Here is a 16,444-nt window from a genome sequence, read left to right on the forward strand (position 1 = left end):
AGTAAATAAATATGAGCAATTTCTTGAATTCAATTCTCCTTATCTAACGATATTTTTATTCAATCGTAAAAAGCTATAACATGTTTACACAGATTAACTGTAGTCTATGTTAAGTTTGATTATTCATTATTACCTATTAATCAAGAATGATTCGGTGAAGGACATAGCATTGAGTGCTTGCTCACTTAGACAGTAGTATATACAAATTGAAAATCCACATAGCACCTACTCTATTCAATAATTGGCCTTCTATTCTCATAAAACCATATCTTAGGGTTACAAATGTACTTGGGGTGTTGACTTTCAAATTCTTTACAAGTAAATAAATCATCTTTATCAAGAAATAGATCTATTATTTTATAACTAATCTCATTAGGTAGCTTCTTTGGTATCATAACTATGAATTCATCACCTGTTTTATTTACCTGAATCGCTATGACATTATCTATTACCTCATTAAATTTACTTAGCAATTTATATGCACTCGGATAGTTGCATTTACGATTAACAGGCAGACATACTAACGAATAAATTATCTCGTTACTTTCTAAAAAAGCCTGAAATCCCCCCCAATCGTTTCCTTCCATCTTGCTAGAGAAATAAATAGAAAGGTCATCATCCATATCTTCCATGATAGTTTTAGAATCGTTATATATAAAATTAGTTTTAAATCTATGGATAGCTGAATAAAGCGACTCAATTATTCCCTTTGTAATTATGTAAGTTCGTTCTGATAGCGCTCTGTTATGTGCTAAAAGATTTCTAATTTCTCTTAATTCAATAAGTTTTTGTGCTAATCTCTCTTGAGAAAAGCCTATTAATTCTTGAACTCTAGCCCATATCGTTGGGTTTAGTAGTAACTGGGATAATTCACTTTGAGTTAATGACCAAATTATATTTTCCTCACTGTCAACATCTAAATAAATCAGCTCTCGATTTCGATCGTTTTTTTGTTTAATACTATCCTTTATTTTCTTTGGCAAATGATTTGCCCAATTACCACCATATTCAACCATGTAAACTGTTAAACAGATTCTTCTTAGCCAATTTTCAAGATCATATATAGAAAAATATATATCCCCATTAATCTGTGGAATAAGCATTTCCTCTCTAAATTCAAGCTTCATTACTGTCATCACTCCAATTCACATTTCTAGCCTTCTCAACCTACTTGTATTGTAGGCAATCTGCTCCTCTTACTTCTCATCCCTTCCCCAAATCCATCTTAAAAATCACATTCTTCTCATCAATCCGATAGACGATGCCGCCGCCAGCGTATAAGAATTGATCCTCTTTATTAGCCTCGGTCAAAGCAATAGAATGTAAAACGGATAGATTGGACGCTTTATAGATGACTACTTTCTTATTGGTTTTCAGCATAACCGTCTCATCACTTGCGGTCTGGAATTCAAAATCGCCAACGGTCAGCTGCTGTGTGTTGCCCTTGCGATCTATCAAAAAGAATTTGTCCCCCACATTTCCGCCATACCATTTGGTAAATGTGCCCTCTCCATGATGGTGATGATCATACAAGGTATCTCGGCCAGCTTGCCCTGTCAGCTCCTTACTCCAAACCGTTTTCCCCTTTTGATCTTTTGCAAAGTATGTCGTTTTATTGGTAGCATTATTGTATTTATAGAAAATAATGAGCCCCTCAGCTGTAATTCCTGAGTAGTAGCCATCTTTGAAATTAACATTAAGCGAAAATTTTAATTTCATGGAATCATCATAGAAGGAAAACCGGGAAGCTTGTTTTCCAATAATATTAACGGTTACGAGATAACCATTTTGATATCCGTTAATAAAGCTTTTCCATTCTTTTTTCTCTTTCTGCTGACCTTTAGCATCATAAGTATAAGTAACAAATTTTTCAGATGCGGTCTCCAAGTAAGTCACGATATTGCCGTTGTTTAATACCAGTACACCTGCAATCGAGCGGATTTTTTCTTTATAAGGTTTTTCCCACAGCTTCGTGCCAGCATCATTGTAGGCAGTAAGCTTGTATGCATAGTTGCCTGAGCTGTTTTTAACAGCTGTCATCGCATATACGTTGCCTTTATTATCAACCTGAGCCAATGAGCCGAAAAAAGAATAATTAACGTTTGAATTTTTCAAGTAATCGATGGTTGCTTTATGTTTTCCTGTATTTGTATTGATGATATGTAATTTATCACTGGAGAAATAGTACAAATTATTTTTGCGAATTTCCGAAGAAGATAGACTAATGTATCTATAGTAGTCCTCTGTTTTAGGATCGGTATAGCTCCACTCTGCTTCCGGCATACTTATCCATGTTCGTGCAAAAGCTTGTGCAGGTACGAGCAGCAAAACAGCAATTATTATTCCTAGCAATAACCTTCTAGCATTCATTTCCTCAAAGAACCCCCTAAGATGTAAATATATATATTTTCTGCATGTATATATACTACACCATAATAGGGACAATTTTCATATAAATATTACAAAAGCAATAGTTCTACGGGATGATAACTCATGCCAAATGAGCTGATCGTCCCATAGCTTCGTGTTATATGGCTTATTCTTCTTATTCTGCTAAATTCACTTCAACCAAGCTCCAATTAATTGTGCAGTATCATTCAGGATCGTGAGATGCTTCTCATCCGGTACGATCTGTGTGAACGATTGCCCCTTTACCTGCTTGGCATTGTCTGCAAACTGGACGACCTTTTGCGGGTTCATGATCTCATCATCAGCCCCGACCCATAAGCCAAAAGGTTTGTCGATTGCAGCAACTTCTTGCTCCGGGTTTCTAGGATTAAGTGCCAGCGACATAATGACGCTGTTCGTCGACACAAGTCCTATATCCGACTTCAGCTGTTCTTCCGAATAATTATACCGGACGCCAACTGCATGTCCCTTGAAAATTCCTCCCGTTATCCCATTAACGACATAAGCTTTAGTGCATACGGTTGCAAAGTTGCCATTGCCTTCGTACATGGTCATGGATTTCAGCCCGAAATCTGGCGCTACAAAAACATACCCGTTCACATCCCGGTGACCAGGGGAATTAATATAGTTCACTATCAATCCCGCACCTGCGGAATGGCCGCCTATGTATAATGGCACAGAAGGAAATTCTTCACGCGCCTGGTTAATAAGCAAACTCACATCGTCATACACTTGCTGCTGACTTGGAGCATCTCCTCTTGGCCCGCCGGACAATCCATGTCCTCTGATATCAGGCAAATAAGCCGCAACATTATAATCTCCGCTTAATCCCTCACCTATCGGCTCATAACCCGCCGCACTATTGGCCCCTGATCCGTGGTAAAAGATGACCACTGCCTTTGGACTTTCAGGCGTATATTTCCGATATGCCAGCCTCGTATGATCACTAGCCTCTGCATACTGGACATGCTCATTGACTAACCGGCTTCCCGTTGCTGTCCCGCTCCTCCCTACGCCTTCAGATGATACATCTGAAACCACCTGATTCTTGAACGGACATGACGACAGCGGCGTAGCCGCATAACCGATACCGACGATCAGCAATACGCAGACAACAGTGAACAAAATCAGCAGCGCCTTTTTCACACGTTTCACTGTCCTCACCTTCTTTTCTAATCCGCCTTTATTTATCATTATGTATGTATTCACAGTCCTCTAATCAACAAAAAAGACAGCATGAAAGCTGTCCCGGCAACCAAATATAAATGCACCCCGCCCTCATCCCGCTAATATAGTGTAGGGAAAGAAAGGCGGGACACCTATGACCAACAATGTAATTCAAGAGCAATGGGCAATTTTCCTGGCTGCAATCTGTGAGCAGACTTATGCCCAATATACCAATAGTGACGGCTTCTTCGTCGTTCCTTCCAACTATATACTCGTCGATACCATTCATGCGCAATCCGTCAGCCATGTCTGGGAACGCTTCGGGTTTATTCTTGAATCCGAGCAAGACATCATTATTGCTTTTCGAGGCACCAGCTCAACAAACGATTGGATCTCTGATGTTCTTGCCTCGCAAATACAGTTTCCTTATCTTGCTGAAGAAGATTGTCTTACTCACTATGGTTTTACTGAAATTTACTCTTCGGCACGTGAGCAGATTATAGCTTGCCTGGGAGAGCTGTCCCCAGACAAGACCTTATATATTACCGGCCATAGTCTAGGCGGCGCGCTCGCAACCTTGTGCGCTGTCGATGCTGCTGCCAACACCAATCACACTGCCCCTAATCTGTTTACATATGGCTCTCCCAGGGCAGGCAATCCTGAATTTGTAAAGGTTTTTACAGCGTATGTTCCAAGCAGCCTCCGCATCGCCAATCTTTTCGATATCGTTACTTATGCCCCTCCTGCCGTCTACAAGCTGCCCCTGCAGGAGAAAAAATACGATTACAATCATGTGCCGACCTTAGTATCGCTGTCCATCCAGAATGGATCGATAAAGGCTAATCATATGCTCGGCAGCTATTTCGCCGAACTCTCCAAGCTCCAGCCGATCTTTTCCGCTGAGATGTGTATGGCGACGCCCGGCTTCTGCCCGAACGTTGAGGTCATTCCCGATAAATAACTGACTTTAAGCTGATAAAAAAGCGGGAATGAATTGTTTTTTCTTCCTCCCATTTTCTCAACGAGTTAGATTTACAGCAGCAGCTGACCTTTTCTTCACAACAATGATGCTTGAGACACAGATCAACAGTACGCAGAATGAATAGGGAAACGCCGTATTAGCGGTATATAAGGCTGTACCGGCAACTGGTCCCAAGAACGATCCGCAGCCTTGCAAAGCGGCAATAAAGGAAGCCACGCTTCTTTGCTCATGATCTTGAACGGCTATAGATGCCCCTGCACTATAACCAAGCAGCGTAAAGCCGATGCCGATACCCAGGATCGCAAAATCGACGTACGCAAAGCGGATGAATAGTAATAATCCAAGCAACCCTAAAGTGACAAACAATAATCCGACGCACAGCACCTGCTTAGGATGCCATTTCAGATATTTGCTAATGACCACTTGGGACAAAGCAACCATCACACCTGAAATTGCCAGCCCAATCCCAATCAACTGGGTCGCTTGCCTTGCATCATAACCTAAGTGGTCCTGTACGAAAAATCCGATCGTAACCTGCACGATATTCAACGCGAAAGAAAGCACCAGTCCAATCCATAAGTAGTGGCGGATACGAGAATCATTAGGTGACATTGCAATCGATTGCCGGTTGATATCCCTGTTCCGCTCTTGCGGAATATAGATTAGAAAGATAATCGCCAATAGGAAAAGCAAGATAGCTGCCACGTACATTGGAGCTACATCTGGAATTCCGCGGTATAACATAACTAGGATTCAATACAAACCCAGAAAAATCAATAAATTATACACTCTATGATTTTCAAACTAATTGTATGAGAAAAACAAATAGGATCAAGCTTCCCAGTAGGTTTAATCCGCCCTCGTTAAGAATTTCGGGAAGATAGGTTACATGAGTCAGATATCAATATGAAATATACTTATTTACAATATTCTTTAATCTTTTAATTTTGTTTATTGAATTTAAGAATTTTTCATAGTCAATTTCCAACACTTCCCGTAGGATAATGACCTCTGTTTCATTTCCATGCTTCTCAGTAATAATGTAATCTATAAACTCAGTTTCCTGAGCAAATCGATGATTTGCAAAGTAAGCATTCATAGTTACATATCCGCTAATTCCTTCTTTTTTCACAATACGATCAAAGTTTATCGTAAACAATTCAGATTTACTTTTTATAGCATTTTTTAACGATTCACTTTGATATTGAACTATTTTTTGATACGAAATCTGAATGCTTTTTTGCATGTAAAAAAAAGAATAGGGTAGATTAAACTTATTTAGATATCTGTAGTAGTAACCTTCCATGCTCATAAAATTAGAAAGCATTTCGGCAAATTTTTCTTCAGACAAGTTAATCTTAGTAAAGTCACGAATACTTTTTAGTAATACTTCTGGAAATTCTTTGATAATTGATAGTAATTCATTTTTTTTATCTTTATTTTCTTTCTTTTCTAAACTACTAAAAGAAATAGGATTCTTGAAAGGACACTCATCATAATTTTCTTGATTATACTGAGCTATCCCATCAACATCACCTCGAGTATGCCTAGCATGCAACGGCATTTTATTAGCATTCTCATCAAGCTTTTTATCAACATATAGGTTAATTATTATTACAGGATTATTACAAGCAGGACATATTGCGTATTGTTTGATTTCTTTTCCATGCTGTTGAAAGTAAGGGTGAGCTTTATGTGTCCTATTTTCAAACTGAGCTACATTCAATTTAAAATGTTCATTATCCTCTGGTTTTAATTTAATAATCTTCATAATTGTCTTCCTGACACCTCACAATGAATAATTATAAGTTCTACAAATCTGAACTTTAAGAGCTGTAAATTCTCTTTTACAATACTCTCATACGCGTTGGAAAAAGTGCCACACGTCTTTACTTCGCAAGGATTGTTTCTTCGGAAGGAATGTAGTAAACTGTCGTGTTATATGATATTCTAGTTCGTTAGTATATACTTCTTACAACACTTCTTGTATTTTTTCCCGCTACCACAAGGGCAAGGTGAATTAACCGTAACATTCTTGTACAATTTCTTACCTTCTTCTGAATAATTAATGAAAAGTTCCATTTCACTAATTTCTCCTGATAAGTATTTAGAGCAATGTACTACATTCAACATTTCTTTTGATATTTTCTTAAATTCTAGATCTAAGTTAATACTGGGGTTAGAATTGTACTGCATAATAACATTTATTGCGGCATTAATATTTTTGAATATTTGAATAAAATGTCGGATTAAACGCGGCTCAATTGAATGCTCTAAGTATTCTCCTGCAATCATTTCAACATATTTTGTAAGATCAATTATCGACCTGAAACCAATAGAGGACACTTTTCCAGTTCGAATAATTCTTTTCTTCTCATTATCAATTTCTTTTAAAATAGGAAGTATGAACTGAAAAATAACTGACATGAATCTATCATCTTTTTTATTCTCTATTTCTTCAAACTCATATATGCTTTCAATTTTAGTAGTGAGCATATACATTAAAACCCAACAATCTTTTTTAATTCCGGTTTCATTGATTGAGTTTATAATATAGTCCGTTCTAACTTTAATTTGCCCAAACTTTTCCCCTTTATGATCACTCAATTCAAGTTTAGCATCGGTTAAATGAGGTTTTGCCTGAGCTAATGGTGCAAAAACCGCACGAATCGACTCAAACGAGAACTGTTCAACTTCTCCAATGTAAACCCCAGATAACTCCATTGAACTGTCATTCTCATTCTCTTGATTTATTAAAATACCATATAAACTCAAGACCGCATATAATTCAAGTGATTTGTTTGTCACTTCATCTTCTTTAAAATAAGAATCTACATTATCAATTTGAAACTTGTTGTTAATTAGAAATACAGTAAACGCTGCAATCGATGAATATACTGTCTCTGATAGTAGTTTCATTTGTTCGAAGAAATCATCAAAGCTATATTCTTTTGTGGAGATAATTTTAGTTTTCTTTTGTCTATTCCTTAGTACTACCCTTTGATTGTCGATATCTATATCATAATCTACATGCGCTTCGGAGTGACGTATGGTACTATCCACACCTTCAACAAAGTAATTAAGTTTGAGCTTTGTTAGCGACGCAAACTGACCACAAATATCACCAAATCCAGTCCATTCAATTAATTCATCGATATCAAAACTCTTGTCTCTATCTATGTAACTCGCCAGTAATAGAAAAATCATAGAGTCACGATATATTCCCTCACATAGATCTTTGTACCATTTCAGTCCGTTTGTCATAAGAACATAATCAGAAGGATTATTACCAAAAACAAATCCAATTGCTATCGAAAGGTCACTTAACTTTTTGGACATATACTTGTATTTCTCAGTATATCTGCTAAGAAACTCACAAACTAAGATATTATTCTTTTCAAAAGCTTTCTCATAAGTTTTGTATGCAACATTTACCTTTCTAAAGAAACTTTCATCATCAAACGCTATAGTACCAACATATTTGTAGATAGACAGTTTTAATAGATCATCATTTGAATAGTGCTCTTTATCTCTAGATAAAATTGATCGAAAATAGTAACTTGTTTGCTCGCACACATCACTAACTCTATCTTCAATCGTTCCTTCATTGGATGTTTGCCACACCATTCCTAATATTGCTGAGTAGTTCAGTTCACCATTCTGAAACAAATCAGTTGAATTCCCAATATTATGAGCACCAAATATACTTCCAAATATTCTTATTTCTTGTGTAGAATTATCCAACTTAACTTGAGAAGTATCTTTCAATTTCATAGCGTCTTCAATGTTCAAAGCAATAGTTGCCATGATTAGTTCAACAACAGACTCCTTGTAAGCAATTACCGTAAGTAGAAGCCTTTTGTGAATATTTCTAAATACTTTGGTAGGCTCAAATAAAGTAATTCCACGTAATAGATCATACAATTTAATGATGAATGTGTTTATTTGATTAATAATTTCAACAGTTTCAACTAACTTGATCCCCTCTTGTGTCATATTAATTGAGTAGAAAATATCAAAGCTTAATTCATCACTTAGTATATTTATATACTCCGAAATTTTTTCCATTTCATTTTCATAAAAATCCTTAGATATAACACTTTTTTTTATTTCTTTTTTTAACTTTTTATATTCTGATTCTCTATTTTCAATGCTTGATAATACATTCTCCAATAACAATTTACGAGATTCTACATAAGGGTCAATAAATTGTTGTTGATCCTCAAGCGAAATACCGCATTCCTTGCATACATCATTAATACATTCATTTAGGTGTCCATTAGCACATTCTATAGCAAAATAGTCTAATTCTATATTTACCACAACTATCACCTCTTAAAAGACTGACAATCTACCTGTGAACTGTAGTTCCATTATACTATAAAATGGAAGATTATGACGATTACTAATTCCATACTCTGAACAATTAATGGCGCCATCAATCAATTTATCATGAAAGCTATGATCAAAAATGATGATCTGTTATTTGCGGAGTTGTCGGGTCAATTACAAGGAGCTATCGGGTAAACGATGAAGATTTGGAGGCACGGCAAGGAATGAATCGTTTTCGAACGAACTGCTGGCACAACTTCGCGCGAAAATTTTTCAGTTGGGTATTCTATAGCGACTCTGTACAGTCTTACTTTTTGACCTGGGAATATACCGATTCCATATCCTCCCCGGAAAAAATCACTTCCTATGTAAAAAAGCATGGACGCTAGTATAATGGCGGCAAGCTGGTAAAGAAGGCTACCCCGTCCATACACAATCCATAACTCGACTCATCTGCACACAAAAAGCCATCCCCCAACTCACCAAGGGATGGCTCTCCTCTTTCAATGTCTACTTCAACTGAGCGATTCGCTCCTTAATCTTAGGAAACACGCCAAACGCATTCTCATAAAACACTTTCTCGTGATGCTGCTCCGGCACGAGCCGGCGGATGAACTCCGCATACAGGCCGATCGGGGCGAGCGGCCAGTCGGTGCCGAACAGCATTTTCTCGTAGTGATCCGAATAGATCAGCGCCCGGCGGAAGTGATCCATGTAGAGCTGCTCGTTCATGAACCGTTCGAAATGAGGCCGGTCGCCAACGACCAGGCCGGATAAATCGGCATAGACGTTCGGGTTCTTAGCCACGACTTCGGCCGCATCCATCACCCAAGGATCGCCCAGATGGCAGATCATGAAGTTAACACCACGCTGCTGGTAAGCTAGTTCATCAACAGTGAGCGGATGCGAGTATTTCAGCAAGCCGTTCATGGAGTAAGTATCGCCGGTATGAATGACCACAGGCAGATTGTACTTGGCAGCTAGCTCATAGACCGGTGTATACACTTTGTCGTAGACGTAAACGTGGTAATAGCCTGCATAAATTTTAATTCCGGCTACCTCTGGCGCTCTCAGCCGAGCTTCGATACGGTCCAGCTCCTCTTGCGCATTTGCTCCGGTGAGCCTATTCGGATTGATGCCGACACACTCCATTAGAAACGACGGAACGCTCTCCTCTAGATCAAGCCTCATCGGATTGGGCGAACTGGCATCGGGAAATGCTCCCTTCGTCTGCTCCGTCACGCCCATCCCGATACCCAGGATAACGTCGTTCTTGTCGAACTCCGCCTTAAGTCCGGCGGCGCTGTAATCGACTTTAGCTAATTCTTTCGCGGTGTAATGAAACTTGTCGATATCCGACAAATGGATATGAACGTCGATGATAGGCATATTAAGTCTCCTTTATGTCAGCTGTGCTTGGGAAGGTCAGCTTCAGCAAGTCCCGAACCTCCTCTGCCGTGACATCTATACGGCCTAAGATGAGAAATGTCGGCTGCGTCCAGGCAGTTTCCCCGTTCTGAAGTGTAACATGATGATTCACTTCATGGCTGCACACTTTATTGTTCGCATACGCGGATTGTCTATGATTATATGTGCTGCTTACGGCATGCAGCTTATTCTGGCGCGAGGCTCCGCCAAGCCGCAGTATTCCCTTCGTAGTAAGATGTGCCGACAGCTTCCCGACAAAGTATCTTTCTTCTCCCGGCAATTCCAGCCATCCTTCCGAGAACTCAGGTGAAGGCTTGAGGAAATGCTGGTCAGAGAGCCAATAATGAGGCAAAGTGAGGCCGCTGTCGTTGGTTACCGCATGCAGGATGCACAGAACAGGTACGCCAGGCAGCATGAGATAATGCTGATGGATCTTAATTCCCCGGTTTGCTTCCTGCTTTTCGATGGCGGTCGTCAATCGGATGCCCTTCCAGACATTTCCGAACGCATCGGTACGCTCCGTCCATGCCGCACTTCTCGGCTCCTGCTGACGGCTGAAGCCGTTCAAGCCCGAAATGTTGACACCAAGTCCGCCGTACCATGGATTCCACCATGAATTGGGAGCCGCTTCCGGATACGAGCTGTCCAGCCATTCTTCACCTTGATACTTCAAGGAGTGCACAACGCTGTCGAATCCGGGGGCAGCCGCTAAAGAGAGCACCCCATTGTTCACCGTATAGACAGGTCCAGCAGCACCTTCTTCTATCTCACGAACAACATTGCCTTCCGTTTGCGGGAACCATAACGCCGACCGTTCCTGAACCCAATCCTCGCCGCGATAGACAGCCCGAACCTTCCAGCCGGATGGATCATCCACAGAAGCAGAGCTTTCCTGCGGATCGAATTCAAAGCCTGCTGACCGCAGATCCTGCTCCCGCTTGATTTCCATATCCGCAGCCTTCAGCTCAGCTTCCTCACCGTTCTGAACATACAGCTCCAAGCTGCCGGCGAGCGGAATCATCTTTCTTTCGGTTAATTCTGCTTGCAGCGTGCCTGCCTCGAACGGATTGCCGCCGCCTAGCTTAAATCCAAGATGGTCGTCCAGCACGGGTACGATCCGGTCATAGCGCTTCTGAGCGAAGGAACGGAAATCCCACCACTTAGCGAATGTATTCAGTGCGAAAACAATCGGTTTCGTCCGCACGACGTTTCCGTCAGACAGAGTGCCAAGCTCGTGCTCCAGTCCTAGTGTATATTCCGGCCGGAGCAGCTTCAAGGATGGATCCCAGCAGATGCCGCAAGCGCCGTTAGCATCCTTGTTGAATAGCCAGTTCTCCGTAATTTGAGCGCTGTCCCATAGACTCGGATCACTGGTGTAAGAGCTGCCCATATCTACATAATGACCCTGATACGGAAGAATAAGCCGATTGCCGAAAAATCCGAAGCTCGTCAGCAGATACGCCTTCTCCTGAAGCGCCTCTCCCATCGTGTTGCTGATTTCATGATAAAACTCGGCAACGCCGCTTGCAAACAGCTTGACGAACGATTTGATCTCGAGTCCGGGGAAATCTTCCGATTCGTAGAGCGCTTCAAGAATCTGACTATCCCCTTCAGAGTAGACCTTCACTTCTTTCGCTTGCTTCTTGGAAAATTCTTCGGCGAATGGCTTGCCCAGCTTCGGATAAGTGTACCAGAAGCTATGCTGCGAGCCTGGGTATTCGATCCACATGATGTTATCGTTCTTGCTGAGATGGACGGACATTGCACCGTTCACAGCAACCCATTGGCCTCCGTTTTCCCCTCCAAAGCGCCCATGCGTTCCCTTTAACATGACACCCTGTTTGCTTGTATAGGTAACGGTTTGCCCGTTTGCCGGAATGGCTGACACCTCAAGCTCTTCTGAGTATAGCCCATAGGATCGTAAAATAAAGGCCGCCGTAATCGTAGTCTTGCCCTTCGCTGGAACAGTGAAGCGTATGCTCCGATTGGTCCATTCCACACATTCCGCTTCCGGCAGCTCAAAAGCGAACTCCGCTTCCACAGCAAAGTTGTTCTCCACATTCAAATACAGCTCTGCAGGAATACCCGGATGAAGCGCTTGACCGGGCAGCTCCACTCTTATTTTGGCCGGAAATTTCGGGGCGATGCCGATACGGAATTCAGCCCCTTTGCCGTCAATAATCCAATGGCTTCTGACGACAGGATGGGTCTTCTTATCATTCTGCTCTTCGTGAATCGGATCAAGGGCGAATTCTCCCTCTATGATGGCGGTTTCGCCAGGTGCGAGCGTTCTTGCAGCATCGAGAGCAAAACGGATATTTTTATCGTTCTCGCCTTTAATCGTAACGGCAAGCTCGGCGTCCTTCTTATTCGTAATCCGATAGCGTACCGGGTAGGCAGAGCCAAATACGAGCCCGTGATTATCTATTTCAGTAGAGATCGTATAATCAGGCGTATCGAGCGCAGTCAATCCGCGGCCGGACTTTTCAAACTCTGCCCGTACAGAGACATCTCCCTTGCTCCACGTATATTCCATGAAATCGAAGCCGCGTTCGCGGCGGCCGTCGGGCTCGATCACGAGCTCACGGGTGCTGTCTGCGTACCAGTCCAGCTCTTCGAAATAAGGAGCGAGCGCTTCGGTCTGCAGGACGGTCGGAATGAAGTTCATCAGATGAACGTAATCTTCATTTTTCTCCCAGAAGAAGCCGCATTTCTTATACATAGGCACAGCTTTCGTATTGCCAGCCCAAGTAAACAAATCGAGGCGCGGCCAGCCCGCTTCCACTGTTTTGCGAACGGCGTTCAGAATCAGGTTGCGGCCAATCTTATGACCGTGATAATCGGGCCTTACATTCAACAGAGGCACATAGAGCGCCCCTTCGTCCTGACGATAGTGGGCGAAGCTGCAGAAGCCGACAACCTCCTTGCCATCGACAGCGAGAAACACATGAAGATTCGACGATGTCTCCATCTCCCGGCGCACCGTGTCCTCCGTTCTCTGATCATTGCCGCCTCCCCAGCTTTCCTTGCTCAAATTCCACATATCCGCGAGCGCTCCCGCATAGGAAGGATCGTATTCAACAATGCGGATTTGCTCCGCAGCGGTATTCGTCGTCATGCTCTCATCCCCTTATCTCTTTTTACCTATAACTGCACCAGACCACTTGATCGCCATTCGCTCCAAGCTCATGTACTTCCTTGAAATTTATGACGATATCGACTTCACTTTCACCTGTATACGCATTCTGATCGGCATTATAGAATTGCACAACCTCTGCATGATAAAAGCCGTTGCTCAATTCAATGACGCGATTCGCGCTATTCGAATTAGGAATCGTCTCATCTCTAAATTGTGCGGCCATCGTCAGGCAGTCGTAATCGGCAATATACAATTTATTAGCCGTGACCTCGATATATCCTTCCGCTTTCCTGAAGCACGCAATATCGTCTAAGCTGGCTCCAAGCTTAACTTCTATCTTCCAGGAATGTTCAATTCCTTCTTCGGTCATTTGAAAGACCAGTATGCGGCCAGCTTGCATCTCGTCTGAGAAATGCTGCAAAAGCTCTTCAAATTGCCAATCTTCATCTACGAATGAATCATATCGGTCTGCATTGACTAAAGCAATAAAATTCGTGTCGCCACGATCCAGACAATATTTCATGCTTCACCTCCTCCATAAAAATAGAGACAAATCTATCATACCATATAATGGAATATAATAAATAACGGTCTTTCCTATCCTTCCATGAAAAAAACAAAAAGCAAACCAGAGCGAAATTCCATTGTCGCTCCAGCCTGCTCTCTTCCCGTCAATTCATTAGACCGAAATTATTTTCTTTGAACGAAATTTCCGATTGAATCTCCGCTTCCTTACCCAAATCCAGCAGCGCTTGCTGCAAATCTTCTTTCTTCACATAGACAAAAGGACTTCTCCAGACGGAATCCATTTGCAGCGTATGAATCTGATTCGGCTTGATTTTATTGAAGCTATAAATCCACTGTTGAAGCTCAGGCTCAGGAATATCGGACTTCACATTGTCGCCGATAATTTCCAGCACTTTTCCCCATTGGGAAATGCCTTGAAAGTTGCCGAGCTTCTCAATGATCTGCTTAATGACTTGCTGCTGCCTTTCATTGCGCGCGAAATCAGAAGACTCTTGTGTGCCCCGATTAGATTTGCGATATCTGACAAAGTCGAGCACTTGTTGCCCATTAAGTGTCTGCAGACCTTTTTTAAGATCGATATTCGTACCGTCTACGGTATCCCGGTATTTCATATCCATATCGACATCAATCTGAAGTCCGCCGAGCGCATCAACGGTCTGCCGCAGCGCGTCAAAGTTGACGACGACCATATAGTCCAGCGGAAAACCGGTCAAATCGGAGAAAAATTGCTTCGTATTCGGAATGACCTGTTCCTTGTCCTTTAAGTAAAAATGCGCGTAATAGTAATTGGCTTTACGGGAGGGCAAGCCCGACGGCTTGAGCAGCAAATCACGCGGCAGCGACAGCATGCTGGCAGAATGGGTTTGCGGATTCATACTGACGAGCATCAGCACATCTGCATTCATCATGCCATCGCCCCCGTCGCGGCTGTCTACGCCTGCAAGAAGGAATGTGACCGGCTCGAAGGAATCCTTCTTCACATAATTGTCCGGGGCATCAACAGGCTTAGGCGCAGCAATGCTTTGAATCGCCTCATTCGCTTTCAAATACAGATAACCTGCATATCCTCCAACTCCAAGCAGCAGAGCTGCAAGCGTCAGCCCAATGATTATAATAGGCTTGCTGCTGGTTTTTTTCTTTCTCTTTCTTTTTGGTTCGGTAGACATGATTTCCTTCACTCCACTCGTTTCGTCTTCTATTCGTCAGTACAAATCATTCTTATGAGCGTTTACACTTAATACAAGGCCAATCGCAATCATATTGCTGAGCAGTGAGCTTCCCCCGTAACTGATGAACGGCAAGGATATTCCAGTCAAAGGAACCAGTCCGACATGCATGCCAATGTTCACGAATATTTGAAAAACGAGCATGCCCATCAGTCCGATTACGAGATATGCGCCTTCACGGTCTCGGCTCGATTTGGCAATATGGATCATCCGGTATATGAGCAGGAAGTAGAGCAGCATAAGCACAGCGGAGCCAATGAAGCCGAATTGCTCGCCGATCACAACATAGATCGAATCAGAATAGGCGTAGGGAATGAACCCCTTACGGACAAAATGCGCTTCGCTGCCCATCATGCCTCCCGAGCCGATCGCATACATCGCGTTCTTCACATGCCATGACTTATCCGGATCGCTGGCCGGGTCAAGAAAAGCTTGTATTCTCGACATTTGATGGGGTTTTACAATCTGGGACAGCAGCTCGAAGTTGGCCGTGTAGAGCCACAATATAGAGCCAATAATGACGGCAATAACCCCAAGCAATGAAAGCAGATAGACGGCGCGAATGTTGCCCATCCATAGCAGACTAACCAGTGCGCCTATAAAAACAAGAGCGGTGCCGAGGTCAGGCTGCTGCATAATTAATAGAATCGGTATCATAAAGATCACGCTCACCGGAACAATATCCTGAATTAGACGGAGCCTTTGTCCCTCCCGCTTCCCAAGTACATGAGCGATCAGCATTACCGTAAAGATTTTGACTAATTCCGAAGGCTGAAGCTGAAAGCTGCCAATGCTGAGCCACCGTACTGCACCGTTAATATTCTCTCCGGTAAACTTAATGAGAATAAGCATTCCAATGCCGAATGTATAGAAAACATAGCTCAGTTTCCCTAACAGAATACGGTAGTCAAACCAGGCAAGCAGCAGAAGCGGAATGCAAAATGCGCCGAATAAATATAAATAACTAATATGTAAGCCATCTAATTTCGTATCCGATGTAGCTCCATAGATAGCAATAGTACCAATTGCAACAAGGCACACCATGATGAAAAGTGTAAACTTATCGAGTTTTGCAGCAAAGCGGGTGAACATCATAAACGACCTCTTATATCTATTGAATGGTATAAAATGGGCATCACAAATAATCCGATGAGCGCAAATACGTCATGAGAGGACGCAGTGCTACGGACTATAGGATATTTTTCCTTTTGTGACTGTGACAGCTGTTACTTG

The 16,444-nt window shown here is 42.2% G+C and carries 12 protein-coding genes; 1 reads left to right on the plus strand and 11 read right to left on the minus strand.

Going from position 1 to position 16,444, the window contains the following annotated elements; translation table 11 throughout:
- Positions 1–230: 230 nt before the first annotated feature.
- The 3 genes from ACFVVF_RS04600 to ACFVVF_RS04610 form a co-directional block, all read right to left on the minus strand.
- Complete coding sequence (locus ACFVVF_RS04600; RefSeq protein ID WP_387805806.1) at positions 231–1,127, minus strand: Swt1 family HEPN domain-containing protein; 897 nt, start codon at positions 1,125–1,127, stop codon at positions 231–233.
- Positions 1,128–1,203: 76 nt separating this feature from the next.
- The gene (locus ACFVVF_RS04605; protein ID WP_387805808.1) at positions 1,204–2,370 is read right to left on the minus strand and encodes a hypothetical protein; all 1,167 of its coding nucleotides are present in this window, start codon (positions 2,368–2,370) and stop codon (positions 1,204–1,206) included.
- 189 nt (positions 2,371–2,559) lie between these two features.
- Positions 2,560–3,564, minus strand: coding sequence for an alpha/beta hydrolase (locus ACFVVF_RS04610; protein WP_387805810.1), 1,005 nt, complete (start codon positions 3,562–3,564; stop codon positions 2,560–2,562).
- 166 nt (positions 3,565–3,730) lie between these two features.
- Here ACFVVF_RS04610 and ACFVVF_RS04615 point away from each other — a divergent pair, with 166 nt between their 5' ends.
- Positions 3,731–4,537 (plus strand): lipase family protein, encoded by an 807-nt coding sequence (locus tag ACFVVF_RS04615; protein ID WP_387805812.1) that lies wholly within the window; start codon positions 3,731–3,733, stop codon positions 4,535–4,537.
- Positions 4,538–4,594: 57 nt separating this feature from the next.
- Here ACFVVF_RS04615 and ACFVVF_RS04620 read toward each other — a convergent pair whose 3' ends face one another.
- The 8 genes from ACFVVF_RS04620 to ACFVVF_RS04655 form a co-directional block, all read right to left on the minus strand.
- The gene (locus tag ACFVVF_RS04620) at positions 4,595–5,269 is read right to left on the minus strand and encodes an MFS transporter (RefSeq protein WP_387805814.1); all 675 of its coding nucleotides are present in this window, start codon (positions 5,267–5,269) and stop codon (positions 4,595–4,597) included.
- Positions 5,270–5,459: 190 nt separating this feature from the next.
- Entirely contained in the window at positions 5,460–6,329 is an 870-nt protein-coding gene (locus ACFVVF_RS04625) for a hypothetical protein (protein ID WP_387805816.1), read from the minus strand.
- Positions 6,330–6,508: 179 nt separating this feature from the next.
- Positions 6,509–8,881: an SEC-C metal-binding domain-containing protein gene (locus tag ACFVVF_RS04630; RefSeq protein ID WP_387805818.1), complete on the minus strand. Its 2,373-nt coding sequence runs from the start codon at positions 8,879–8,881 to the stop codon at positions 6,509–6,511.
- 519 nt (positions 8,882–9,400) lie between these two features.
- The gene (locus ACFVVF_RS04635) at positions 9,401–10,279 is read right to left on the minus strand and encodes an amidohydrolase family protein (protein ID WP_387805820.1); all 879 of its coding nucleotides are present in this window, start codon (positions 10,277–10,279) and stop codon (positions 9,401–9,403) included.
- Position 10,280: 1 nt separating this feature from the next.
- Positions 10,281–13,436 carry a GNAT family N-acetyltransferase gene (locus ACFVVF_RS04640; protein WP_387805822.1) on the minus strand — a complete coding sequence of 1,052 codons (3,156 nt, stop codon included), beginning with the start codon at positions 13,434–13,436 and terminating at the stop codon, positions 10,281–10,283.
- A 22-nt stretch (positions 13,437–13,458) separates the two neighbouring features.
- Positions 13,459–13,980, minus strand: a complete 522-nt coding sequence (locus tag ACFVVF_RS04645) for a hypothetical protein (RefSeq protein WP_387805824.1) — start codon at positions 13,978–13,980, stop codon at positions 13,459–13,461.
- Between the two features lie 148 nt (positions 13,981–14,128).
- Positions 14,129–15,151, minus strand: a complete 1,023-nt coding sequence (locus tag ACFVVF_RS04650) for an LCP family protein (protein ID WP_387805826.1) — start codon at positions 15,149–15,151, stop codon at positions 14,129–14,131.
- 36 nt (positions 15,152–15,187) lie between these two features.
- Positions 15,188–16,306 carry an FtsW/RodA/SpoVE family cell cycle protein gene (locus ACFVVF_RS04655; protein WP_387805828.1) on the minus strand — a complete coding sequence of 373 codons (1,119 nt, stop codon included), beginning with the start codon at positions 16,304–16,306 and terminating at the stop codon, positions 15,188–15,190.
- Between the last annotated feature and the right edge of the window lie 138 nt (positions 16,307–16,444).

This window comes from Paenibacillus sp. NPDC058174 (genome assembly GCF_042883865.1).
Taxonomy (GTDB): Bacteria; Bacillota; Bacilli; order Paenibacillales; family Paenibacillaceae; genus Pristimantibacillus.

Excerpts from the sequence above, each read along its gene's own strand:
- ACFVVF_RS04600 (WP_387805806.1), bottom strand. The coding sequence starts at position 1,127 with ATGAAGCTTGAATTTAGAGAGGAAATGCTTATTCCACAGATTAATGGG.
- ACFVVF_RS04620 (WP_387805814.1), bottom strand. The coding sequence starts at position 5,269 with ATGTACGTGGCAGCTATCTTGCTTTTCCTATTGGCGATTATCTTTCTA.
- ACFVVF_RS04635 (WP_387805820.1), bottom strand. The coding sequence starts at position 10,279 with ATGCCTATCATCGACGTTCATATCCATTTGTCGGATATCGACAAGTTT.
- ACFVVF_RS04645 (WP_387805824.1), bottom strand. The coding sequence starts at position 13,980 with ATGAAATATTGTCTGGATCGTGGCGACACGAATTTTATTGCTTTAGTC.
- ACFVVF_RS04605 (WP_387805808.1), bottom strand. The coding sequence starts at position 2,370 with ATGAATGCTAGAAGGTTATTGCTAGGAATAATAATTGCTGTTTTGCTG.
- ACFVVF_RS04650 (WP_387805826.1), bottom strand. The coding sequence starts at position 15,151 with ATGTCTACCGAACCAAAAAGAAAGAGAAAGAAAAAAACCAGCAGCAAG.
- ACFVVF_RS04615 (WP_387805812.1), top strand. The coding sequence starts at position 3,731 with ATGACCAACAATGTAATTCAAGAGCAATGGGCAATTTTCCTGGCTGCA.
- ACFVVF_RS04625 (WP_387805816.1), bottom strand. The coding sequence starts at position 6,329 with ATGAAGATTATTAAATTAAAACCAGAGGATAATGAACATTTTAAATTG.
- ACFVVF_RS04655 (WP_387805828.1), bottom strand. The coding sequence starts at position 16,306 with ATGATGTTCACCCGCTTTGCTGCAAAACTCGATAAGTTTACACTTTTC.
- ACFVVF_RS04640 (WP_387805822.1), bottom strand. The coding sequence starts at position 13,436 with ATGACGACGAATACCGCTGCGGAGCAAATCCGCATTGTTGAATACGAT.